At 56.5% G+C, this 22,375-nt stretch carries 21 protein-coding genes; 6 read left to right on the top strand and 15 right to left on the bottom strand.

Annotated features, from left to right (window positions below; genetic code table 11):
* Positions 1–37 precede the first annotated feature (37 nt).
* The 6 genes from SIB64_RS09945 to SIB64_RS09920 form a co-directional block, all read right to left on the bottom strand.
* Positions 38–1,057: a M23 family metallopeptidase gene (locus SIB64_RS09945; RefSeq protein WP_413440065.1), complete on the bottom strand. Its 1,020-nt coding sequence runs from the start codon at positions 1,055–1,057 to the stop codon at positions 38–40.
* A gap of 104 nt (positions 1,058–1,161) precedes the next feature.
* Positions 1,162–1,662 (bottom strand): tRNA (cytidine(34)-2'-O)-methyltransferase, encoded by a 501-nt coding sequence (locus tag SIB64_RS09940; RefSeq protein ID WP_413440064.1) that lies wholly within the window; start codon positions 1,660–1,662, stop codon positions 1,162–1,164.
* A complete protein-coding gene (gene cobU / locus SIB64_RS09935) occupies positions 1,659–2,219 on the bottom strand; it encodes a bifunctional adenosylcobinamide kinase/adenosylcobinamide-phosphate guanylyltransferase (protein WP_413440063.1) in 561 nt (186 codons plus the stop codon). The genes SIB64_RS09940 and cobU overlap by 4 nt, the downstream gene beginning before the upstream one ends.
* A complete protein-coding gene (gene pxcA / locus SIB64_RS09930; protein WP_413440062.1) occupies positions 2,206–3,354 on the bottom strand; it encodes a proton extrusion protein PcxA in 1,149 nt (382 codons plus the stop codon). The genes cobU and pxcA overlap by 14 nt, the downstream gene beginning before the upstream one ends.
* 13 nt (positions 3,355–3,367) lie before the next feature.
* Positions 3,368–4,048, bottom strand: coding sequence for a photosystem II repair protein Psb32 (psb32, locus tag SIB64_RS09925; RefSeq protein WP_413440061.1), 681 nt, complete (start codon positions 4,046–4,048; stop codon positions 3,368–3,370).
* Between the two features lie 38 nt (positions 4,049–4,086).
* Positions 4,087–4,494 carry a tellurite resistance TerB family protein gene (locus tag SIB64_RS09920; RefSeq protein ID WP_413440060.1) on the bottom strand — a complete coding sequence of 136 codons (408 nt, stop codon included), beginning with the start codon at positions 4,492–4,494 and terminating at the stop codon, positions 4,087–4,089.
* Between the two features lie 62 nt (positions 4,495–4,556).
* Between SIB64_RS09920 and SIB64_RS09915 the strand changes: the two genes are divergently transcribed.
* The gene (locus SIB64_RS09915) at positions 4,557–5,210 is read left to right on the top strand and encodes a cofactor assembly of complex C subunit B (protein ID WP_413440059.1); all 654 of its coding nucleotides are present in this window, start codon (positions 4,557–4,559) and stop codon (positions 5,208–5,210) included.
* On the opposite strand, the gene lptC is transcribed toward SIB64_RS09915, so the two are convergent.
* Together lptC and metG are read right to left on the bottom strand one after the other, a co-directional pair.
* Positions 5,152–6,309, bottom strand: a complete 1,158-nt coding sequence (gene lptC, locus SIB64_RS09910) for an LPS export ABC transporter periplasmic protein LptC (protein WP_413440058.1) — start codon at positions 6,307–6,309, stop codon at positions 5,152–5,154. The genes SIB64_RS09915 and lptC overlap by 59 nt on opposite strands.
* Positions 6,310–6,314: 5 nt before the next feature.
* On the bottom strand, positions 6,315–7,859 hold the full coding sequence (gene metG / locus SIB64_RS09905; RefSeq protein ID WP_413442977.1) for a methionine--tRNA ligase: 1,545 nt from the start codon (positions 7,857–7,859) through the stop codon (positions 6,315–6,317).
* 156 nt (positions 7,860–8,015) lie between these two features.
* On the opposite strand from metG, the gene SIB64_RS09900 reads away from it, so the two are divergent.
* Positions 8,016–9,788 carry an FAD-dependent oxidoreductase gene (locus SIB64_RS09900; RefSeq protein ID WP_413440057.1) on the top strand — a complete coding sequence of 591 codons (1,773 nt, stop codon included), beginning with the start codon at positions 8,016–8,018 and terminating at the stop codon, positions 9,786–9,788.
* Here the strand turns inward: SIB64_RS09900 and SIB64_RS09895 are convergent.
* The 3 genes from SIB64_RS09895 to rpmG form a co-directional block, all read right to left on the bottom strand.
* Positions 9,781–11,628, bottom strand: coding sequence for a ribonuclease catalytic domain-containing protein (locus tag SIB64_RS09895; protein WP_413442976.1), 1,848 nt, complete (start codon positions 11,626–11,628; stop codon positions 9,781–9,783). The two genes, SIB64_RS09900 and SIB64_RS09895, sit on opposite strands and share 8 nt — an antisense overlap.
* A gap of 212 nt (positions 11,629–11,840) precedes the next feature.
* On the bottom strand, positions 11,841–12,062 hold the full coding sequence (gene rpsR, locus SIB64_RS09890; protein ID WP_006041316.1) for a 30S ribosomal protein S18: 222 nt from the start codon (positions 12,060–12,062) through the stop codon (positions 11,841–11,843).
* 40 nt (positions 12,063–12,102) lie between these two features.
* Positions 12,103–12,303, bottom strand: a complete 201-nt coding sequence (gene rpmG, locus SIB64_RS09885; protein WP_028952014.1) for a 50S ribosomal protein L33 — start codon at positions 12,301–12,303, stop codon at positions 12,103–12,105.
* 133 nt (positions 12,304–12,436) lie between these two features.
* Here rpmG and pheT point away from each other — a divergent pair, with 133 nt between their 5' ends.
* Positions 12,437–14,881, top strand: a complete 2,445-nt coding sequence (pheT, locus tag SIB64_RS09880) for a phenylalanine--tRNA ligase subunit beta (RefSeq protein WP_413440056.1) — start codon at positions 12,437–12,439, stop codon at positions 14,879–14,881.
* Here pheT and rlmD read toward each other — a convergent pair.
* Positions 14,859–16,259: a 23S rRNA (uracil(1939)-C(5))-methyltransferase RlmD gene (rlmD, locus tag SIB64_RS09875; RefSeq protein WP_413442975.1), complete on the bottom strand. Its 1,401-nt coding sequence runs from the start codon at positions 16,257–16,259 to the stop codon at positions 14,859–14,861. The two genes, pheT and rlmD, sit on opposite strands and share 23 nt — an antisense overlap.
* 109 nt (positions 16,260–16,368) lie before the next feature.
* On the opposite strand from rlmD, the gene apcD reads away from it, so the two are divergent.
* The 3 genes from apcD to SIB64_RS09860 all read left to right on the top strand — a co-directional run bounded on the left by apcD (position 16,369) and on the right by SIB64_RS09860 (position 19,325).
* Positions 16,369–16,863 carry an allophycocyanin subunit alpha-B gene (gene apcD / locus SIB64_RS09870; RefSeq protein ID WP_413442974.1) on the top strand — a complete coding sequence of 165 codons (495 nt, stop codon included), beginning with the start codon at positions 16,369–16,371 and terminating at the stop codon, positions 16,861–16,863.
* A 283-nt stretch (positions 16,864–17,146) separates the two neighbouring features.
* On the top strand, positions 17,147–18,112 hold the full coding sequence (locus SIB64_RS09865) for a DUF7005 family protein (RefSeq protein ID WP_413440055.1): 966 nt from the start codon (positions 17,147–17,149) through the stop codon (positions 18,110–18,112).
* A gap of 622 nt (positions 18,113–18,734) precedes the next feature.
* Positions 18,735–19,325 carry a YqhA family protein gene (locus SIB64_RS09860; protein WP_413440054.1) on the top strand — a complete coding sequence of 197 codons (591 nt, stop codon included), beginning with the start codon at positions 18,735–18,737 and terminating at the stop codon, positions 19,323–19,325.
* A 165-nt stretch (positions 19,326–19,490) separates the two neighbouring features.
* Here SIB64_RS09860 and SIB64_RS09855 read toward each other — a convergent pair whose 3' ends face one another.
* From SIB64_RS09855 to SIB64_RS09845, 3 genes are all read right to left on the bottom strand, one after another.
* Positions 19,491–20,489 (bottom strand): molecular chaperone DnaJ, encoded by a 999-nt coding sequence (locus SIB64_RS09855; RefSeq protein WP_413440053.1) that lies wholly within the window; start codon positions 20,487–20,489, stop codon positions 19,491–19,493.
* A 24-nt stretch (positions 20,490–20,513) separates the two neighbouring features.
* Complete coding sequence (locus tag SIB64_RS09850) at positions 20,514–22,064, bottom strand: DUF3370 family protein (protein ID WP_413440052.1); 1,551 nt, start codon at positions 22,062–22,064, stop codon at positions 20,514–20,516.
* Between the two features lie 61 nt (positions 22,065–22,125).
* Positions 22,126–22,278, bottom strand: a complete 153-nt coding sequence (locus tag SIB64_RS09845; protein ID WP_413440051.1) for a hypothetical protein — start codon at positions 22,276–22,278, stop codon at positions 22,126–22,128.
* Positions 22,279–22,375 lie beyond the last annotated feature (97 nt).

Genomic DNA, 22,375 nt, shown 5'->3' with positions numbered 1-22,375 from the left:
AAGACCACGAAATTTTAGACGATCGCTCGACCAGGGTTCAGACTTTTCGGGCAGGCAATTTGCTGAGAGGATTGACGGCTGCACCACCGGAACGACGAATCTCAAAATGAAGGTGTGGTCCAGTACTGCGTCCAGTACTGCCCATTAGAGAAATACGAGTGCCTTGCGCAATCGGCTGGCCTTTCTTGACAAGCAGTCGACTGTTGTGGGCGTAACGAGTTGATTCACCATCGAGGTGGGCGATTTCAACCAAATAACCATAACCACTGCTCCAGCCGGCATAACTCACGATTCCATCCCTCGCAGCATGGATCGGAGTACCTGTGTTGTTGGCGATGTCGATTCCCTTATGCATGCGACCCCATCGCCAGCCATAGCCAGACGTGAACACACCTTTGGTTGGCCACACATAGGTGTCAGTGAGACGATCCAATTGAGGAGCACCCGGGAACTGAAGCGTGTCGGGCCAGCTGGCACCGCCACTGAAGGAAGGGCGGATCGCAAGAAGTTTCTGAGTGGAGGACGCCTTTGTGATGCGGACTTCCCGTCCAGCCGTCATGGTCGCGAGATCAAGACCTGGATTGAAAGCACGAAGCTCAGTACCGGTGATGCCGTGTCGCTTCAAAAAGGAATGAAGGGTGTCCTGTGCTTGAAATTCGGCGTTGTCTTCGAGCGGGGGCAAGGGTGCGACAGGCGCTGTATCCCGGAGTGATGAGGCATCCAAACCAGCGATATTCAGATCGATCTGCTGGTCGGAAACAAGCAACTGGATCCACTCACCACGCTTGAAGACTCGTCCCTCACTTGTTTTATTCGTCGCAGCAAGATCAGATACAGGCAACTCAAGCCGCCGTGCGATTGAAGCGAGGGCGACACGATCGCTGGCTTTGATCCAGACAGGTTCAGGATTAGTGGCAGGGAGGGAGGAAAGCTCTGGAAGCGGAGGAAGTTGGGCGATCTGAAGCCGACGATGATCAGCCTGGCCTGGCAGAGCACTCCAGAGGGAAAGCACCAAAAGAGGAGTGGCTGCAGTAACCAGGGTCAGCGAAGGCTGCATACAAAGACCACGACGTGCGAACTGAATGAGTCCAACAAATTCAGTCGGGCAAAAAGTAACGACAAGAACACTCAGGTGCAAGCCGAGCTGGGGCAGTCAAGGGATCACCACATCCCAAGGCGAGACCCAGCCGAGAAGACCGCAATGGCGCAGGCAACAGAGAGATTGAGGCTTCTGACCCCTCCCTGTCCGTAAGCATTTGCAGCCCCCGGCATCGGAATCGTGAGCAGTTCCGAGCAACGTTCACGGACTGGATCTGGTAATCCGGTGTCTTCACGCCCGAACAGGAGGACATCCCCTGCTTGGAAATCAAAGCTGGGAAGCGCTATGCCTCCATACCGGCTGCAGCCAATGATCCTGCTTCTGGCGGGCAGCTGCCCACACAGATCACTGAAATCGCTATGGGTCGAGAGCTGAACATGAGGCCAGTAATCAAGACCAGCGCGACGCAAGTGACGATCATCGATGCTGAAACCGAGGGGTTCAACAAGTGCGAGTGGAACCTGAAAAGCAGCGCAGGTTCTTGCAATGTTGCCCGTATTGGGAGGAATCCTCGGCTCATAGAGCGCCACCCTCAGAGGGGATTCAGGACAAGGCAAGCTCATGGCACGGCGTGACCGAGATCCCGAAGATTGATTGCACGACCTTGCACAACCAGCCAGCTGTCATCGGCGATGGACTGAATGCGTTGCGTGAGTTCACCAAGACGATCACGGAACAGGCCTCCCAGAGCCGTGGCAGGCACGACCCCCCAACCCGTCTCCTCAGCCACCAGCACACGGGTTTGAGGCATTGCCTGGAGTTGGTGAATGAACGTGTCAGCGGTGTCGAGCCATTGACCCGTTGGTTGATCCAGGCAGGAGGCCACAAACCCCCCAACAGCATCCAGGAGAACGGAGTGTTTCCGCTCAATGCTGGTCAGTGCGGAGGTCAGGTTTTGATCAGCCTCCAGGAGACACCAATGCTCTGGACGGCGGCGGCGGTGTTGGTCAATCCGTTCCTGCCAAGACACATCATCAGGCCTGTTGGGCAATGTGGCGACATAGGTCACATAGGGATCCCCATGAACAAGATGTTCAGCCCATCGGCTTTTCCCACTGCGGCTCGGCCCACTCACGAGTACGAGTGAACCGCAGAGAGGTTTGTGATCAACCTCCGCCATTCATCCCCTTGAGAGTGGCCACCGAAGAAGGCGACACACGATTGAGGTAGCGGAAAATCCAGTATTTGAATATTGTTGCCAGAATCACAGGAAATGTGGCGATAAACAGCATGATGAAACCCTGCTGTGCTGGTATACCAATGTGATGCGCAATTCCCTCCAATAAAACAGTCCAACCTTCCGGACTATGGTATCCAACAAAGATATCGGTAAATAAAATAATTGCGAATGCCTTAGCCGAATCACTCAATCCATAAACAGCTTCGTCAATAAAGCCACGCAGGACCCTTAAATCATCTCGACTGAATAGGCAAACAAAGACAAAGGCAAAAAATGCTGCAAGGTCCGAAAGCACATTCTTAACGGCATGCAAGCTCTCATCTTCTGATGTCTTCTTTAACTCTTCCGCCTTGACGCTTAATTTGGAACGCAACTCCTCCTGCGTCGGAGGTGCGCTTCCCTGCAAGAGGGCCTCAAATTCAATTTCTTGCTTGTATAAACTAAGTTTTTGAACAGCTTTGTCCTGAAGGTTTGGTTGCGGATAACTCAGAAATGTGAGCTCAGGGGAAAGTCGATTCACAAGTGGTGAAAAGACATATGTATGGGAAATCTGTTGAACAAGAAGAGGGATCAGAATAAGTAGAAGCAGGATTCGCAGAGACACCAAAGTGGAATCCCTACGTCTTCTGAACCCAGCCACCAAAGTCTCTTCCGAGGTTGGGTCCAGTTGACTGCGAACGGAATCGAACAGCCCCAACAAGGAACGGGGTAATGGGTTAGGAGGCCGACTGAGCTTTGGGCTATTGGCTATGCGCTCAGGGGAATAACGCTGGACCACAGCTTCAATCAACTGAAGCTGACGCAACTCTTGCGGGTCGAGTTGGCCGCGATTGGGCTCCACAATCACACTGACTGATCTGCAGATCTTCAGTGCCGTTCGAAACCTCCTCAGGATTGTGGCTTGAACCGAGCGGGGCACAGTGAGTTCAAGATCCGGACGAATCGGTCGATCGTCGTAAAACTCAAGTTCGAGGCTCTGAATCAACAACGCCGCTTCATATCCCCGTTCCAGTTCATTGGTGAGGTCGAACGCCTGGCTGTCCGCGAAAAATCCAATCCAGTTGCGACGACTCATGGCGTGGGCTCAATCAGCGGGAGAACACCCACCAGGTGGCCATCGGAATGATGGTTCCCAACACGAGCAAAACGATGATCCATGTGGTGGCATTACTGCTCTGGGTTTCCTCCTGTGTCGGAATATTGGTGGGGATCGTTGGCCGCACCATGTCTTCTGGAGGGCCTGGATCTTCACCACCGTTCAGCACGGTTGAGAGGCGATTGAGACCATCGAGGGAGGACTGACGAAACCGTTCACCCTCACGCAACGGGATGGCCATCGTTGTGCGACCTGTGCTGGACAGAAGCGAATCGGGCAGCTGTGTCTTCAACGTCGGATCGGCCACAACAACGGCACGTTTGTTCTGAGTTTCAATCAGCAAAAGCAGCAGAGGGTTGCTTGGATCACCATCAACAGTCCACTGATCGATCAGATCACGACCGAATCCATCCAACGTGAACCCGTAATCAAGCCGTCTCAACGTCACCAATCGTGCATCGAGGCGGTAAGCACCGAAGTCCTCAAGGCGCCGTTCAAGTTCCGCACGACTGGAGCGACTCAGAACGTCAGCCTCGTCAACGATGCGATTTTCAGGGCGTTGGGCAGAGAAGTCGGCCGGTGCGATCGCCATTGCAGCCTGAACACCCAAACCCAGTGCAAGCCCAAGAGCTACCAGAGACAGCAGGATCGGTTTGAAGCGGTTCAGGAACATCGAGAGCTAATCCACAGAACATGAGCCCCAGTTTGCCTTCACTCGTCCAGGCTGTCGCGATTCAAAGCCTCGATTGCTCGAAGAATGGCCTGGGCCTGACCATCGGCAAGATCAAGTTGGTTGGCCAGCTTCTGGAGAAACTCCGCTTCAGCAGCCATCACTTTTCGATCGGCGTGGACCAGTTGGGCTGCAACTGCCAATGCGGATTCCTTCTGAATCCCTGTCAATACAGGCAGAGCTTCACTCACCAACCCATCCACACCGTGTTCACGTAGACGGCGCAGAAGCAAATCGAAGAGATCTCCCATGTCCGCCTCGCTCGACGCGCTGTACAGCGAACGAAACTCCAGCTGACGGCGAAGCGCATGGGCTTCATCGCGCCCCAACGTGCCATCACAAGCCACAGCAGCCAATGCAACGGCCGCAAAAGCTTCCTTCCGATCCATGATCAACCCCCTCTTTTTCACATTTGAGCAGGATGTGTCCGATCTGACAGCCATCAAATCTGATGCCAGGACCTGCCCGCGTTGTACTCGGCGTTGCCCTGTTGATCCTGGTGCTCACGATCCTGAACGCCGCCTTGGCCTCGGCGATCAGTCCTGAACTGCAACGGGCTGAAGTGCTCAGCGGACTAGCCGCAGTTGGACTGATGTTGGTGTCTGTCCTCTGGACACGTGCCAACCCTCGTAGTGCTGAACGGCGGGAGTTGAAAGGGGAGCAAGGTCTGCAGCTGGCTGAGAATCTGGACGCACTCCAGCGTCAGGAACTGGCCTGGGGCAGCCACATGCTTCTCACGGCGACACCGGCAGCGACGGTTCTTGTCCAATGGAAAGGCCAGATTGTGCTCCGCCGAGGTCTGCTTGGCACAGGCGAGTTCAAACCAGGACCGATCAGTCGCCGAGTTCTGGATCAGCAGAAGCTCATTTCATTAGTCAATACAGGACTTTTCCCTGGTCGAGTGGAATTTGATCCAGTCCTACCGGATCTCCCTTCAGTCATCGTCTGTCCGGCAGGATCGATGGGACTCGTGATCATCGGCGGCTGGTCCGAACGATGCTTCAGTCGATCCGATGAGCTTTGGCTTCAGGGATGGAGCGAACGTCTCAGAACGACACTCGAGGCTGATCCCGCTTCTCCCCGGTTGAATTCTCCTCCAGCTTGATTCTTGACTGCACTCGTTGGCCGGGTGTTCCAAAACTGAGTGCTCCGTTCTCTCCGATCCGACCCTCCAACCGACCAGCTTGGGTTGTTTGATTAAAAGCATCGCGGCGAAGAGTTACATCACCATCGGCAATAACCTGGTCGTTGCTCCAGTTCCAGCTGCATCGTCGGGCCTTCAGCTGTTCGCCGGGCTGCTCAATGAAACAGTCCTCAGGAACAATCACGTTGCTGTTCAACTGATTCACGACGAAGCCGGTTCCAGTCGCCCGACCCTTCTTCAACGCAGCTTCAAAGGGCGAATCGGATTTGAGTTGCTGCTTCACGTAATTCCATCGTGTTGTTCCGGCTGAAATTTGACCCTTCCCCTCGCTCAGGGTCATCCGCACAGGAGCAAACAGATCGATGTAGCCATTACGAGTATTGCCGGCAATCCTGGAGGCCGTCACGACCTGACCATCATCCTGGTCAGCCTGGACCGGCCCAGAGGCCACAAGCCTTCCATCCTCGAGATTCCAGGAGCCGTCGCCACTGCGAACGACAGTTTGCGGAGGGAGATCTGGCTTTCGTTCTTTCAACCACCGTTTCAGTTGGGTTGGGCCACGAAAAACGAGTTTGTCCTTGTCCTGATGGAAGGTGAGGTGGTTCACCATCAGGCTTGAATCGCGATCAACGGCTCCCGGGCGCTGATCAATCACCATCTTTGAATTTGATGGGGTCCAGACAAGACGGTCGCCAGTGATCAAAACCTTGCGCTGGTTTAGTTGTTGCAGGCGCACCCCACCCTCGAGAACAACGAGGGCTCCGTCATCGAGAACAACCGCCAGATCAGCACGAATCCGATAAGCAGGTTTGTTGTCGCGATACAACACGCCACTCGGTTGCCGGGCGCGGACCGTGCGGCTGTTCAAGTCGTAACGGGCCTCTGGACTCTTCAGATCCCAGTCCTTCGTTCCATCTGGATGACGCTGATTGAGATCAAGGGCGCGCAGCACAAACGGTCGGGGGGCCTCAACGGGCTGAGGTGGACCATCGCGGCAGGCTGTCAGTGCAAGTGCAAGTGCAATGCAGAACAGAGCCAGACGTGGGGAGGGAGACAGCATGAATCTCAGAGTGGTTCCTCCAGCTCGAGACGCTGCATTACGGGGCTGGGTTTTGGCAGAGCGGAACCGGATTGGAGCACTCCCCAGACAAGCTGATCGCTCCAGGGGCCTGAGCTGGATTGAAAGCCGAGCTGCGAAAGAATTCGGCCACTCAGATCGGGAAGAAGTGGAGCCAGGAGAACACCCACGACGCGAGCCGCCTCCAGGACAACATAAAGATCATCGGCAACCTCCAATTCCTGGCCGGGTTGTTTCATGCGACTCCAAGGTGCCGTTTCATTCAGATGGCCATTGGCCGCGATCGCCAGTTGCAGAATCGCCTCAGCCGCGGGTTTGAAGGCAAGCTGATTGAGGCGATCGCGAACAAGCTGGATGGTGTCATCAGCCCTCACAGCGAGAGGATGTCCATTGAGAGCAGCATCGCTGCAGGGGGGCACAGCATCGTCGAACCACTTTCTCGCCATCGACGACGTGCGATTGAGAAGGTTTCCGATCGTGTTGGCAAGATCATTGTTCACAAGATCTACAAAACGCTGCTGCTGAAAATCACCGTCATCGCCGAACTGGATGTCACGAAGCAGGTACCAACGAACGGCATCGGGACCACAACGTTGCAACAGCGTTTGTGGATCCAGCACGTTTCCAAGAGATTTGCCCATCTTCTGCCCCTCACGGGTCAGGAAGCCATGACCGAAAACCCTCTCCGGCAATGGCAATCCTGCTGAGAGCAACATCGCTGGCCAGTACACCGCATGAAATCGCAGGATGTCTTTTCCGATCACGTGGACCGAAGCCGGCCAGCCCGCCTGCACGAGTCGATCCAAATCCACGGTTCCCCCATCGTCGAGGAGAGCACTGAGGTAACCAAGCAACGCATCAAACCAGACGTAGAACGTATGACCGGGCTGATCAGGCACTGGAAGCCCCCAGGTCACATTCGCTCTTGAAATGGAGAAATCACGCAGCCCCTGGGCAACGAAATTGCGCACTTCCTGGCGACGGCTTGGCGGAGCGATGAAATCGTCTCGGGCAACGAGCTCCTCAATCTGCTTTTGATAACGAGACAGCCGGAAAAACAGGTTCTCCTCATCTCGCCACTCCAGTGGGCGTTGATGGATCGGACAGTTCGGCTCGACAGCATCTGCCGCATCGTCTTTGTACTCCTCACAACCAACGCAGTACCAACCGGTCTGCCGTCCCTTGATCACATCTCCGGAGGCCTGAACGCGGCCGTAAAACTGTTGGACCAGTTCCAGATGACGTGGGTTCGTTGTGCGCACAAACCGGTCCTGACTGATTTGCCAGCGGCTCCAGAGGTCCTGGTAAGTGGCACTGATCCGATCACAGTGTTCCTGGGGACCGACCCCCTGGTCTTCCGCTGTGCGCTGAATCTTTTGGCCATGCTCATCAACACCTGTGATGAAGACCACCTGCTGGCTTTCCAGCCGCTGAAATCGCGCTAAGGCATCACAGGCGATTGTTGTGTACGTACTTCCCAGATGTGGACTGGCATTGACGTAATACAGCGGAGTTGTGAGTGTGTAGGTCATCCTGAATGTGGTCTCTCCACAGCTCCGCGCGACGCCGGATCCTAACGACCAACTTTCTTCCCAACCGTTGGCTGTCTCTTTACACGTCAAGAATCAGGCCGGCAGAACAGAGAAACCTTCAGGATTTCCACTCGGTCGTCAGGAAAGGATCGGCTCATGCCATGGGATGTCATCGTCTGGGGAGGTGGATCCGGAGGCATCGCCGCAGCGCTCCAGTCCGCCAGATCGGGGGCAGCGACCCTGCTGCTCACGCCAGGGATCTGGCTAGGGGGAATGCTCAGTGCCGCAGGTGTCAGCGCTCCTGATGGACATGAACTCAGCTGCTGGCAAAGCGGTCTTTGGGGGGCCTTGCTCAGGGAGCTGGATCGACGTGTTCCCGAAGGCCTTGACCAGAACTGGGTGAGCTGTTTTGGTTTCAGACCCGATCAGGCGGAAGCGGTCCTCCAGGACTGGGTGGATCGTGAGACGAAGCTCTGTTGGTGGAACAGCACCCAGCTGCTGGACGTGGTGCGAAGCCAAGATCGCATCGAGGCAGTGGTCGTTTGCCGCGACGGGGTCACAACCCAACTGAGGGCTGATGTGCTGATCGATGGCAGCGACCTCGGCGACCTGATGGCTCTGGCGGAGGTTCCCTTTCGTTTTGGCTGGGAAGCTCAGGAGGTCTGGGACGAACCCAGCGCTCCATCGCAGCACCGGCTGGAGCGGGACCCTTTCTTCAAGGCCCAACCGATTCAATCTCCAACCTGGGTTGTGATGGGCCAATGCAGTCAAGGACACGCACCGGAGCACCCTCTGCACCCGCCTCAAGGTCCCTTCGAACACTGCTTCGATGGATTCGGTCTGGAACGCATGCTCACCTACGGCCGCCTTCCCGGTGGTCTGGTGATGCTGAACTGGCCGATCGATGGCAATGACTGGCATCAAGGTTTGGAGCGTTGCATCGCAGCCGAACCCGACCGCAGGGCTGACCTTGACGCCGAAATGCAAGCCCACAGCAACTCTTTTCTGAACACCTTGCAGAGTTGCAGTGGCGGTTGGCTGCAGCCAGGCCAGGGCTTCCCAGGCAAGAATCCTGAACTCGCCTTGATGCCCTACTGGCGTGAGGGCCGGCGACTGAAAGGGCTGGAGGTGGTGTCGGAACGCGACATCCTGCCGCTGCACCCTCAGGCAAAACGTGGCCCCCTGCCCCTGGATGCAGGTGGACTGTGCACAAGCATCGCTGTGGGCACCTACGTCAATGACCATCACTACCCAGGCGATAACTGGCCCCTTGCACCGAAAAGCTGCCGCTGGGGAGGGCGTTGGACCGGCACCCCCTTTTGCATTCCCTACAAGGCGCTGATCAGCCCATCCACCGCCAACCTTCTGATCGCGGACAAAGCCTTCAGCGTCAGCCACATGGCCAATGGCGCAACGCGGCTGCAACCATTGATCATGAACATCGGCCAAGCTGCTGGATTGGCTGCTGCCATGGCAGTGGATCAGCGCATGGCGGTTTCAGATCTGCCGATCCGACCACTTCAGGAGGCGTTGATTCAGGAGCCGCAGGCGCCCGCCGCCGTGATGCCGATTTGGAGCTGGCCCACCTGGCATGCCGATTGGCGAGACGCTCAACTGCGGGCCTGCAGAGATCCAGAAGGGCTGACGGATGAAGGGGAAATTAGTCATGAACTGGCGGCCGGACTGAGGCTCCCAGCACCAGATCAGGGGCCATCTTCGCCGCGCGCAGAGACAGTGAAGGGACGGCTACGCACAACTGCCGAGGGCAGTTGGACACTCGATACAACGAAAGCTTCACTCCCCTTGATCACGCTCGAACCGGGAGTCCAGGCTTCACTCCAGGACACCCGAGACGGCCAAGCCCTCACTCTCCTGGCTGCTCACAATCCCTGGGGACCGTGGCTGCGGGTGCTTCGGATTCTCAGCTGACAATCAAGCGCAATTGCTCTGACTCATCCCCATCGGCGATGACACGCAGGGACAAGGCGTCGCCGGCAATCGGATCAGCCTCTTCGAGAATCCCGACAAGGGCCATCGCCATGGCATCCACGTGAACGAGGGCAAGACGATCCTGAGGGCGTAACCAACGCAGAAACTGCGTCGACCAGAGCTGGTCCATGCGCTCAGAAAACCAGATTCGTTGCCAGTGGCGTTGATCTTCGCGACTGATCTGAATCGATTGCCGCAAAGGATTCTCGAGATCGCTGATGCATTCACTCAGCTGACTTTCCGTCATGGCTGGCGTCTCGTCCAAACAGGCAATCAGTTGTCTGTGCACAAGCAGATCGGCATAGCGGCGGATTGGTGAGGTGGCCTGCACATAAGCAGAGAGACCAAGACTGAAGTGGGCCATGGGGGTGGTGCCCTGCACACCGCGACTCAGACAGCGTTTAACCGCGGTGTCCCGAGCTGGTCCTTCAGGAATCCGCTGCAATTCCTCCGCTGAAGGAAGTTCTGCCGGCGCCTGGCTCCGAAAGGGGAGCGGCAGATCGGAATCACGGCCGAATTCAGCAACAGCAGCCCCCATCAACAACATGGCCTCACTCACCATCAGGCGGGACGGACACGGGTCGATGATCTGAATGTCCAGCTGGTCGTCCTTGCGCCGAAGGCGTCCTTCAGAACGATCAAAAAGCAACGCCCCCTGGGATTCCCGCCAGCGTTGTCGATGTTGAAGCAAGGACGCCAGACGAGAGAGCGCGTCATCCCCAGGCGGGGCAAGCTCGATCAAGTCGTCGGCATCCTCGTAGGTCAGTCCATAGCGAGGCTTGATCCAGGTGCGTTCCAGGCGCTGGTCCGCGATGGCGCCGTGATCATCGAGGCGAACAGCAACACTCAGGGCAGCGCATCGGTGACCTGCCCGAAGGCTGAGCACACCCGCAGCGAGCGCCATCGGCAGCATCGGTTGGGTTCCATCAGCCAGGTAAAGGCTTGTGGCACGTCGTCTGGCTTCGACATCCAGCGGGCTGCCTGGGGCGATCAACCGCGCAGGGTCAGCGATGTGAATCCAGATCCAGAGGCCATCGTTGGCGACTTCCAGCGACAGGCCATCGTCGATTTCCCTGGTATCGGCGTCATCGACGGTGTAGACGCTGTGACCAGTCAGATCCAGGCGCAGCCCATCGCCGTCGCAGAGCTGCAATGAGTGTTCAATCAACCGGTCTGCTTCAGCACAGAGGTCATCTGAAAAGCCTGCGGACCAGACGCTGCCTCGCAACCCGGCGGGTTGATGGGGGTCCAACAAGGCTCGCTTGATCAGCCACTGACGCAGAGCACCACGCTCCGGACGAATCCCCAGTGCCTTGAGATCGTCCTGAATCTCCGTATCGGCTCGAATGCTGGCGTCGTCAAGACACGCCAGATCAAGACACTGCTCCAGGGTCTGCCGCCACCGGGGCGTCAGCTGTGCCAAGCGATCGACACTGATCGGGCCTTCGTTAGCAAGAAGGTCAAGCTGGTGCTGAGCTGCCTGCTTGGCCAGTTGAGCGTGCCGCTGCTTCTGTCGATCACGGCGAATGTCGTTGCGATTGCGAGGCTGAACTGTTTTGTCACGACGCAAGCGGAACCATTGCTGCTCCCCATGCAGCCAACGCCATAGCGCCGCAAGCTCGACCAAACCAACCTGATCGAGCAGGAGCTCAGCAAGATCCTCCACAGAGAGGACAGGACTTTCATCTGGGGTTGCAGAGGCCTTCAGGTCTGAGGCGAAAAGCCACCAGGCAGCTGCCAGATCACGTTCGGGTAATGCGTAGGCCTGAAGCACTTCCACCGCAGGCAAGACATCGCCTTTGGTGTCATCACTCAGCGCTGCAAAATGGTAAAGCTCCCTTGCGGGAACATCCTGGTCCTGACGGGAGCCGGCAAAACCGACGACAACCCGGTTGCCCTTGACGGATTTGACTTTGCCAAGGATTGGCTGTCCCTTCAGAACAACACCTACGACATCCTGGGGGTTGAAACCAGATTTCTGAGAAGTTCCGATCAGCCTTCGGGGTTCACAAAGGGAAGCAGTGCAACGATGCGAGCACGTTTCACGGCGTTGGTGAGATCCCGCTGTTGTTTGGCGGTGAGACCGGTCAGGCGACGGGGAAGAATCTTGCCGCGTTCGGTAATGAACTTCTTGAGGAGATCGACATCCTTGTAATCGATGGGATCCCCGGGCTTGATCGGAGAAAGGCGCTTCTTGAAAAAGGAGCTGGACATAATGCTTAGAAAGGGTTGGTCGGCTGAATTCAGTGACGGCTCACTTGATCTCTTTGTGAAGAGTCATCTTGTTGAGCTGTGGGCAGAACTTCATCAGTTCCAACCTTTCAGTGGTGTTCCGACGGTTCTTCTCAGTGGTGTAACGAGACACACCGGGAGAGCGTTTTTCGGAAGCGGGAACGGACCGGCATTCGGTGCACTCAAGTGTGACAACGATCCGGACGCCCTTGTTCTTAGCCATGAAGGACGTAGCGCCGCAGTTGCGAAGCGAATTGACAAACAACAATCTTACCTTCTGGAGCAGATTGCTCCCGCAAACGCACTTGGGTGCGATGGATGTTCGTAAGATCTCCTGTTTTTAACGCGACCAACCCATGCGGGTGTCCCTCTCCTGGCTGAAGAGACTGGTGCAGCTGGATAGCGATGTGGACACGCTTGCCGACCAGCTGTCCATGGCGGGCTTCGAGGTTGAGGAGGTCGACGATCTGAACAGCCGGGCCCAGGGGGTGGTTGTGGGATATGTCCAGGAGAGAAACAGACATCCGGATGCGGACAAGCTGAGCGTCTGCAAGGTGGATGTTGGAGATGGAACACCGCTCCAGATCGTCTGCGGTGCCCCCAACGTCAGAAGCGGCCTGCATGTCCCAGTGGCAACGGTGGGCGCTGTTCTTTCGGCTGTCGGACTCACCATCAAGGCCGGCGCTCTCCGGGGCGTGGCCAGCGAAGGAATGATCTGTTCCTTGTCCGAACTCGGCCTCGCCAACGATTCCGAAGGCATCGCCGAACTCAACACGATGACCGAGACCATGCCGGAGCTTGGGACGCCTGTCGCAGCCATGCTGGGACTGGACGATGCGGTGTTGGAACTGGCCATCACCGCCAACCGGCCCGATGGCCTGTCGATGGTCGGAATCGCTCGGGAGGTCGCCGCCTTAACGGGGGGAACGCTCACCCTGCCTGAGCTAAACATGAGGCCTTCGCACGACGGACTCAACTGTGATCAGGAGAGTGCGAGAACCATTCGAAAGGGCGGCCTCTACAGCCTGACCTTGATTGAAGGCGTTGACGGATCCAGGCCTTCACCGCCAGCAACCAGACAAACCCTGGAGCGAGCAGGAGTTAACAGTGTCAATGCTGTTGTGGACATCACCAATCTGGTGATGCTCGAGCAAGGGCAGCCCCTACACGCCTTCGATGCCGATGCCCTCGAATCATTGACGGGGGAATCAGTATCTGCCGATGATTTCGGAGTCCGGCTGGCCCGTGATGGGGAAGCCTTCACCGGGCTTGACGGCCGTGAACTCAAGCTGACCAACCGCTGCCAGCTCGTCACCTGCCATGACCTCCCGATCGCCTTGGCAGGGGTGATAGGAAGTCTGGCCAGCTCCGTTACTGCATCCACTCGACGAATCTGGCTTGAGGCGGCGATGTTCAGCCCCGCTTCCGTTCGCAACACCGCTCGGGCCGTGGGTCTTCGCACAGATGCAAGTGCCCGTTTCGAGAAAGGACTTCCGGTGGATCTCACCCTTCCCTGCTCAGCGCGGGCTTCCGGCTTGCTCTGCGATGAATTTGAGGGGTCGGAACAGGGACGTTGGGTCTGTGGAGACGTGCCGACGGATCTCGCACCTGTCAGGCTTCGCCGGAACGCGCTTCAGCGACTGCTCGGGCCGCTCGCCACCGAGCAGGGACCAGAGACACTCAACGACCAGGCCATCGAACAATCCCTGACAGCGTTGGGCTGCCAGCTCACTCCATGTGATGAAGGTTGGCAGGTGGTGCCACCACCCTCCAGGCGCCAGGATCTTCATCGGGAGGTTGACCTGATTGAGGAGGTAGCGCGACTTACTGGCTTTGATCAGTTCGGCGCTCATCTGCCCGCTCCGCTTGAGCCAGGCGCCCTGACCGCCAAACAGCAGGCTGAACGGCAACTCAGACGCCTTCTCTGCGCCAGCGGCCTGCAGGAAGTCACAACGCTCTCCCTTGTCGGCGCTTCAGATCAGGATCCGGATCGCATAGCGATCAGCAATCCACTTCTCGCGGAAACCAGCCACCTCCGAACCAATCTCTGGGAGGAACACCTCCAGATCTGTGCCCGCAATATTCAGGCTTCACGCCCCGGCTGCTGGATTTTTGAAATTGGCCAGACCTACGCGGGAACATCTTCAGCCGTAACGCAGCATGCCGTTCTGTCGGGAATGATCTGCGCCGAACGTCGACTGGAGCGTTGGACGAGCAGTGGAAAACCAGCGCTGCCAACCTATTACGACGCCCGTGGCTGCCTGACCCAAGTGATGCAAGGACTGCATCTGGAGATCAGCGATCGTGTCCTCAATGATGATGAGCGGCTGCACCCAGGCAGGGCTGCAACCCTTGTGCTCGAAGGCCGTCCTCTCGGCTCTTTCGGTCAGTTGCACCCCTCCATTGCCGAACAGCGAGATCTCCCCGAAGCCACCTATCTGTTTGAGCTCGATTTTCAACGGTTGCTGGAGGCGGCAACACGGAGCAACCGCTGGATCCCAGCGTTCAAACCTTTTGCGACAGTTCCTGCCAGTGAACGGGATCTGGCTGTCGTCGTCGACCGCAACTGTCCTTCAGCTTTGTTGATGCAGGCAATCCGCAAAGCCGGTAAACCACTGCTCGAGCACGTCGATCTGCTGGATCGCTTTGAAGGGGCACAACTGGGGGAGAACAAAGTCAGTCAGGCCTTTCGTCTCCGCTACCGCGGCGAAAGCACCCTTAAGGATGAGGACGTCCAACCTGTTCATGACAAGGTGAGGACGGCGCTTGTGAAGCAGTTCAAGGCTGAACTCCGCAGCTAATTCGCTCCAGCAGAGCCAGTGACTCCAGATGGGTGGTCTGAGGAAAAAAATCCACCGGCTGAAGGCGATGCAACCGGTAAGCACCCTCTGGGCCCATCAGGGCCTTGAGGTCCCTTGCCTGGGTTGCGGGATCGCAACTGAGATACGCCAGAAAGGGAGGAGGGCTGCCCAGAATGGTCTCCACGACGCGTTGGTCCAGTCCACGCCGAGGCGGATCCAGGACAAGAGCGTCTGTGCCTGGCAACGCCTGCGCCAGTTGATCGGCGACGTCTCCCGCGATGAAACGACAGCGTTGGGCCAAACCGTTCAACGCAGCATTGGACACAGCCTGATCGACGGAAGAGGCATGCAGTTCGATGCCCAACACATCAAACCCAACCGCAGCCAAGGGAAGACTGATGGTGCCGACGCCGCAGTAAGCATCGACCAGCCTTCCGCTGCCAATGGTCTGCAGAAACCACTGGCGCAAGACGGTCACGATCGCCTCAGCCTGAAGTGTGTTGACCTGGAAGAAGGTTGTTGTGGCCAGCTGGAGCCGTTGACCGCAAATGCGTTCCTCAACCGTCTCGCATCCTGCGACCAGCCGCGTTTCCGTCCCGAGAATCAGGTTGCTCCGTTTGGGCTGCAGGTTGAGTGTCACGCCGCGGAGCTCCGACCATCGGGCCATCCATCGGTCAGCGAGAGACTTCAGACCCGGTAGAGCCTCATGGCTGCTAACCAGTGTGATCAACAGCTCACCGGAATGATGGGCCAACCGCAGACCCAAGTGCCGCAGTCCAGTGCCCGTCTGCAAGTCATGGTCAGCGGGCCATCCGGTGGCCTGCAAATCGTTTTTGAGTGGCTGAATCAGCGCATCGAGGCGCGGATCGAGGACAGGACAACGATTCAGGTTGACGATGCGATGGCTTCCGCGTTTGAAATAACCGAGACGCAGGCGACCATCAGCTGCGCGATTGAGCGGGATTAGGGCCCGATTCCTGTACCCGAACGACCGATGCAGATCGCTGAGAACGGGCTCCGGATCGGTGCAGATCTGGCCGAGACGGCGCAGTGTCTCAGCGAGGGAAGCATGTTTCCATCGCGCCTGAGACGGGTCGTCCAGATGCTGAAGTGTGCAGCCTCCGCAGTCAGCCGCGAGGATGCAAGGCGGCCGGCGACGGGCATCCGAGGGGTTGATCAGACGAACGCGACGGCTCAACCAGCGCGAACGTTGACGCTGCTGAAGCTGAACCTGAGCCTTTTCGCCAGGGAGCAGATCCGGAACAACGATCACCCAACCCATCCATCGGGCTAAGCCGCGACCATCTCGATCGAGATCCACGGCTTCCACCTCGATCAGCCGGCCTGGTCTTGGTGCCGCGTCGGTCGCTGACGTGATCGAGGTCATGGATTCGCCGTCTCGGCATTGCAATGGCGTAACAGCAGGTGCTACTCAAAGCGGCTCCACCCCATATGAGCACTACAGTCGTCAAAGCCTGCCCAGTTCCATGAGTGTCGTCCGGGATCTCATCCTTCAGGCCGATGATGATCTGCGGTATCCCACCAGTGGTGAACTTCGCACCATGGTCGATTTCCTCGATCAGGGTGCCATGCGTGTCTCCGTTGTGAAGGTGCTGACGGAGAACGAAAAGAAGATCATCGATGAATCCGCAAAGCAGTTGTTCAGTCGCAAGCCTGAATACGTCGCTCCGGGTGGCAACGCCTACGGACAACGACAGAGGGCTCAATGCCTCCGCGATTACAGCTGGTACCTCCGATTGGTGACCTACGGAGTTCTGGCAGGCAGCACCGAGATGATCCAGGACATCGGTCTGATCGGTGCTCGCGAGATGTACAACAGCCTCGGCGTCCCGATGCCTGGGATGGTCGAAGCGATGAAGGCGATGAAAACAGCTGCTCTTGCCCTTCTCTCCGACCAACAGGTGAAAGTGGCATCGCCGTACTTTGATTTCCTGATCCGAGGAATGCAGACCCCCACCTGACCAAACGTCTCAATTGAGACGCTTAAAGAGTCCAATCCAGCGTCTCAAGCAAGACCCTTGATCGGATTGCTTCTAGGGCCTTGCTTCCCGTCGTTAAACAAATCGGCAAAAGCAAGTCAATTTGAATCCATTGACCCAGGCAGGGCTCACTCTTGGTCTTACTTCGAGTCTTGCCAGAGACTATGACCACACTTCTGCACGTCTCTGGTTGCTCGTTGCACGATGGATGGCCTAACGCTGATCTACAACTCTGAGAGCGCGGTCTGCGACAGGGGACATCGTTTTGTCGAATCAAAACTTCGATTCTTATTGCAAAGGTTTTAAGGGGGCAGACACAACCTGGCCATCCCTTCCACTCCCTCTCGATCGACGCGAAACCTGGTGGGTCAAATGGATGGAGCAAACACCGGTACAACAGCGCTGGTCGAAGCTTCAAAAACATTTGCCTCAACTCAGGATCCAACCTGGTCGCAACACGCGACGAACTGAGAGGTACAAGAGGCTTGTCTTGCAAGGCAAACAACCAAATACAGCCGATCGGGAATGTGCCCCCCTGCTGGCAGACCCCAGAGGATTCAACATGTTTCTGGCAAGTCAACCCTGGGGGACGGTGCCCGTCCTCAGCTTCAACAAGCAGGACGATTTCAAGTTGGCCCTGCGATGCCTGGCCTTCCGTTGTGAGGACGTCAATCTGCCAGCAACGGTTCACTCCCAGGCCATTAGCGGCTTGCCCCACTGGGGCTTGATAAGAGAAATCGACTCCAAGTGTCGCTGCCAGATTCTGCTCCTACATCGAGCCCCTTACAGCTCCATCCCTGCAGACCAGGTTCCTGGTGAACCAGATGCGGCGACATGGATTGAGCAATCGCAACAATGGCGACTAGCCCATGAACTCACCCACATTGCATGCCAGCGACTGGTGGGAGAAATGCGCATCAATCTCTTCGACGAACTGCTGGCCGATGCGGTGGGCATGCTTGCCGGGCTTGGCATGTATAGCGCCAAACTTTTTCGACAAGGATTAGGCCTCAAAAAAGACGCCACATTGATGCACAACGCTCGGGCTGAAGTTTATGTATCCAACCTGAAGCCAGAGGATCACAGGCGAGCGTTCCTCGCTGTTCTGGAACGAGCAGAGGAGCTAGAAAAACTTCTGAACGATGGCTGCTTGCCGCGCGAACCGATGCCTTTGCTGCAAATTCTTGTACGACATCGCCTCAATCAGCCGATCACCGTTTGTGGAGCTTGAAATCATGAACTGCATCGGCTCACCGCTTTCAATCAACACCAAGCCGCGAAATCCTTCCCAGATGCCTCACGCATGAACCAAAATGAGACACATCAATAGATTCAGATAAGACTAGCAAGACAAAGCGATCGAAGGCTTCAATAAAGTTGCGTACCTGTGTTTAAGACAGGTACGCAAAGGGCAGAATCATTTCCAGGACTGTCGTCCAACTGCAATGCCATGCTTCTGGACTGGACCTGGACAGCGCAATCCTGCTTTTTAACTGATTTGATGCTGACAAAACGGAAGCCGAACCCCCACCCCCCACACGCGCTTCCCACAATTAAAAACATCAAAAATTGCCAATTTAATATTCTAAAAAATCGCAAATTAGACCGAAAACAATTCTAGTCATAAGACTAGGCCAAGCTCTCTAAGAATCTTCCATCGATCCGCCTCTGCCTGGGAGCCAATCAAGGCAAACAATCAAGAGGCATCAGCAAATCGCCCCCAACAACAAAAGAGAATGGTGCAAGTGTCTCGTATGAGACTAATTCTAGGTCTTAAGCCTGGAGCCAGCCGAGACTTGCAAGACAGAATCTCCCATGCCTCGGTTTACGGTCGAAACATCTGATTCCACTCCATGCCAAGCAACAGCGTCCTTGAGCGACGCTTCGAACGGCTGATCTGGCGTTTTCGCCTGGTCAGCATTGTTCCAGTTCTGCTCAGTCTGATGGGGAGTGTTGGATGTTTCCTCGTCGGGGCGCGGGAAATCCTGCAGGCCCTCGATGAATTGCTCTTCCACACATCGGCCCAGGCACATGAGACCGCCCTCGAGAAAAGTGTCGCCCAAATCGTTGGTGGAGTGGATTATTTCGTCATCGGCATCGCCTTATTGATTTTTGGCTACGGCATTTACGAACTCGTGATCTCTGACATTGATCCACGCCATGAAGGGGAGCTGGAGCAACACCGCAATCTTCTTTCCGTCGGAAGCCTTGAAAGCCTCAAACACAACCTCACCAACGTGATTGTGGTGGCCTTGATCGTCTCAGCGTTCAAGAAAATGATTGGCTTCCCGGTGGAAAATACCACCGAGATGCTGACCCTCTGTACCTGTGTCGCCCTCTTGGCGCTGAGTGCATGGTTAATTGTGCGGAGCCACAGCACCACACAGCAATTCGAACAAAACAATCACACGCCCAGGATGAGACGCAAAAAAAGACTTAATTAAGGTCTCATCCGGTTTCAATGCGACTTGAAGCAGCAACAGACGCTTGTGAGTTTCGAGAGCCTTGCCGATGAAGTCGGAAGATCAGGACAGAACAACATGCAAGTCAACTGAACAATGCAAGACGCAAGATGAGACCTGGCCTGCGTCTCGCCTGAGACCAATGAATTAACCCTGGCGGTACACCCCGCTCAGCAATTGGTAAGCCTCAGAGACGCGACGCATTGATTCCTGAGAACCACCAGTATCAGGATGAGCATTTTTTGCAGCTGTTTTAAATGCATCCTTGATGGATTTCAGGGTCACCTCAGCACCTGGCTGGGTGGAAATCCCTAACAATTTCAGAGCGCCCAACACGGTCATGGTGGATTCAAGCGTCTCAAACGAGGTGACTTTCTTGCTGCGGCGGAACCGATTCACGAACCGTCGAACCATCGTTGGCATCCGTTCGGCCAGGGTGCTCGTGGCAAACGGATCCTCAAGCGTTCCTGCAACCACCATCACGCGACCGAGACTGGGCTGATCCATTCCCCACTCCGAGCAGAGTCGCTGAACAGCCGAATTCGCTCCGGTCCACGTGAAGGGTTCCCCTTCACTGGCCTCCACGCTGGGCCACAGATCCCGCGAAAGCCAGGTGATCGCTGCCTCCACAACCGTGTTGCCGGGTTGTTGACCGTAGAGCGAAGTCCAGTGAGCGTCGGCTGCACGTTCAGCTTCTACAAGGTCCTGATGACACACCACCGAAACCACCGGATCAGATTCCGACGCTTGAACAGATGATCCTGCTTGAAGAGTCTGTTTGAGCGTTTTGCTGCGACGACGCACGAAGCCGGGCAGATCGATCCCCCCTCCTGAGTCTGCGCTAGGGCCCGCAGGCAGTGATGCGGAAGGATCGGAGGCCTCAGCGGATCGACTGTCTTTCGTCTTGATCAGAACCAGGCTGCTGGCTTCATGGACACTTGCCTGGGGATTGACGGAGACCGGATCCGATTCAGGCTGTTCGTCACTGTCATCCTCCTCAGGTTCAAGCAGATATCTCAACAGATGCTCAATGACCGCTCCACGGGAACGGACACCGTATTCAGGCTTTAGGCCATCCAACGCGCTGATCAGGTCATCCGACAGAGTCAGCGATGTCTGACGTTTTTTAGAGCCCTCGCCTGACAATCGGACTGCGTCGCTGCCAGCAGATTATCGACCTTGCAACTGACGTAACCACTCTTGTTGCCGACGAATGGCATTGTCATAACCTTGGTTCTGCTGGGGAATGACGGGCAGCAGCGGTGGCGGTGGTGTTGTCCGCATCGTGGACGTGCCCGCAGCGGGCGGAGCGATAGTTAATGCAGGAACGGACTTGATCGGCGGCGGCGGCGTCTTGGGTTGCACCGTGCGATCCTTCTGTTGATCCAGGCGCTCGCGCGCTTCTCGTTGCTGCTCTTTTCTGCGGTGCAGCATTGCCAACTGCTGAACGGGAACCACGCTGAGGAGATGTCCAGGGGTGGCATCAGCTGGGTAGACCAGACTCACTTTGACGGCATTGGTCTGCCCAGGGACCAGATTCAAATCGGTTAATGCCAGGCTTTCACCGGAGCGGAGTCCAACATGTACCTCGCGGTAGCCCTCCTTAGTTTCAATCCTGATCGAACCTCGAAAAGCGGTGAAGGTCTTCTTTCCTGACACCACAGGATGACTCATAACCAGTTGGTGCGCACCAGAGCCGACAAGGTTGAGAGTGACGTCGTAACGAACGCCATAGGTCCCGATGTTGTTCAACGCTGAATCCACCATGCGTGTAGCCAGCTGATTTACCTGAACATCACGGGTGCCGAAATTGTGTCGTGCAGTGCTGGTCAACGGCACATGCAGTGCACCTTGCTGCAGATCGTGGCTGATCGAGGCGCGATACGCATCGCCAAGAGCCACCCCAGCCACTCTTGAAAACACACGCCCCATCTGGATTTCACGGATTCGGTTTAAATAGATCCGTCCTGGAGCCAGTCGTCCAGCATTAAGAACCGAAAAAAGTTCGGCTTCATTCTTGGTTTCCTCCGCTGCAACCACCGCTAGGGAGAAGGGCCCATCACTTCGGCCACGCAACAATCCATTGGCGATGCCGCGCGCAGGGAGCACGGTGCTCACCACAACTTTCCGTCCACCGGGCGGGATGACAACACTGGATGGGAGCTGACGATCCAACTCATTACGAAGCATCTGAACAGCCGTAGCGTCACCGGGACCGGTGTTCCAGGGACGCTTCCCAAGGGGCTTCACCCCCATGAGGTTGTTGGGGTGATAGGGAGCCTGAAAGCTGTTCTTGACTGAACCCCGGTCAAATTTCAAGGTGACGGGGCTTCCACCAGGGTTGCTGGCAATCAGAGCCAGGGTGAGCAGGCCCCGCGCCCGACGTCCACCCAGTTTGCTGCGGTCGTCTGGGTAGTACTTGTGGTGCATATGCACCCCAAACTCACCATTGAAGGTGTAACCAGGATTTCTAAGGGGGCGCTTGGTTTCTGCAGCAATTGCTGATCCTGCAGCGGTATTCACGAGGATTCCTGGTCCAGTGACGATTTCCGGCTGATTGGAATGAAGGACAGGAACGTTATTGAAGTTGCCGTTGAGAGCTCTCGCACGTTGACCAGCCATCAGCGCGACGTAGGCCGACGCTGTGGGGGCGATCACCATCTCGGCGGCAACAACCGAGACTCCAGCCAGGACCAGAATTGGGACTCTGCTGCGCGTCATGAGCGGCTGTGGGTCTGTCGCTGCGGACGACTGGATTTGAAATCCCTTTCAAGTTCCAAACCTAATCGCCGCCTTTCAATGCGCCAAGCAAAACCACCAGCTGACGCAGCGGTACGAAGAATTCGCCAGGATTGGATTCTTGGATCCCATCTTCATGCTTCCTCCCTTCTGCTGCTCCGAAACTGGCGATCTCAATAGCCGTAAACAGCATCATCAGAAGCGCAAAATGGCCATGCTCACGTTCTGGCGCGATGGTCTGGAACGCCAGCTGTCAGCCATCAATGCAGCAATCAGCACGCTCGAACAACAAA

Origin of the sequence: Synechococcus sp. MIT S1220 (assembly GCF_047303025.1) — a bacterium.
Lineage (GTDB): Bacteria > Cyanobacteriota > Cyanobacteriia > PCC-6307 > Cyanobiaceae > Parasynechococcus.
Note: the sequence above shows the minus strand (reverse complement) of the source record. Positions and strands in the feature narration are given on the sequence as shown.

Bases quoted from the DNA above. Each gene is read 5' to 3' on its own strand.
- SIB64_RS09945 (WP_413440065.1), bottom strand. From the start codon at position 1,057: ATGCAGCCTTCGCTGACCCTGGTTACTGCAGCCACTCCTCTTTTGGTG.
- SIB64_RS09940 (WP_413440064.1), bottom strand. From the start codon at position 1,662: ATGAGCTTGCCTTGTCCTGAATCCCCTCTGAGGGTGGCGCTCTATGAG.
- cobU (WP_413440063.1), bottom strand. From the start codon at position 2,219: ATGGCGGAGGTTGATCACAAACCTCTCTGCGGTTCACTCGTACTCGTG.
- pxcA (WP_413440062.1), bottom strand. From the start codon at position 3,354: ATGAGTCGTCGCAACTGGATTGGATTTTTCGCGGACAGCCAGGCGTTC.
- psb32 (WP_413440061.1), bottom strand. From the start codon at position 4,048: ATGTTCCTGAACCGCTTCAAACCGATCCTGCTGTCTCTGGTAGCTCTT.
- SIB64_RS09920 (WP_413440060.1), bottom strand. From the start codon at position 4,494: ATGGATCGGAAGGAAGCTTTTGCGGCCGTTGCATTGGCTGCTGTGGCT.
- SIB64_RS09915 (WP_413440059.1), top strand. From the start codon at position 4,557: ATGCCAGGACCTGCCCGCGTTGTACTCGGCGTTGCCCTGTTGATCCTG.
- lptC (WP_413440058.1), bottom strand. From the start codon at position 6,309: ATGCTGTCTCCCTCCCCACGTCTGGCTCTGTTCTGCATTGCACTTGCA.
- metG (WP_413442977.1), bottom strand. From the start codon at position 7,859: ATGACCTACACACTCACAACTCCGCTGTATTACGTCAATGCCAGTCCA.
- SIB64_RS09900 (WP_413440057.1), top strand. From the start codon at position 8,016: ATGCCATGGGATGTCATCGTCTGGGGAGGTGGATCCGGAGGCATCGCC.
- rpsR (WP_006041316.1), bottom strand. From the start codon at position 12,062: ATGTCCAGCTCCTTTTTCAAGAAGCGCCTTTCTCCGATCAAGCCCGGG.
- rpmG (WP_028952014.1), bottom strand. From the start codon at position 12,303: ATGGCTAAGAACAAGGGCGTCCGGATCGTTGTCACACTTGAGTGCACC.
- pheT (WP_413440056.1), top strand. From the start codon at position 12,437: ATGCGGGTGTCCCTCTCCTGGCTGAAGAGACTGGTGCAGCTGGATAGC.
- apcD (WP_413442974.1), top strand. From the start codon at position 16,369: ATGAGTGTCGTCCGGGATCTCATCCTTCAGGCCGATGATGATCTGCGG.
- SIB64_RS09860 (WP_413440054.1), top strand. From the start codon at position 18,735: ATGCCAAGCAACAGCGTCCTTGAGCGACGCTTCGAACGGCTGATCTGG.
- SIB64_RS09850 (WP_413440052.1), bottom strand. From the start codon at position 22,064: ATGACGCGCAGCAGAGTCCCAATTCTGGTCCTGGCTGGAGTCTCGGTT.
- SIB64_RS09845 (WP_413440051.1), bottom strand. From the start codon at position 22,278: ATGATGCTGTTTACGGCTATTGAGATCGCCAGTTTCGGAGCAGCAGAA.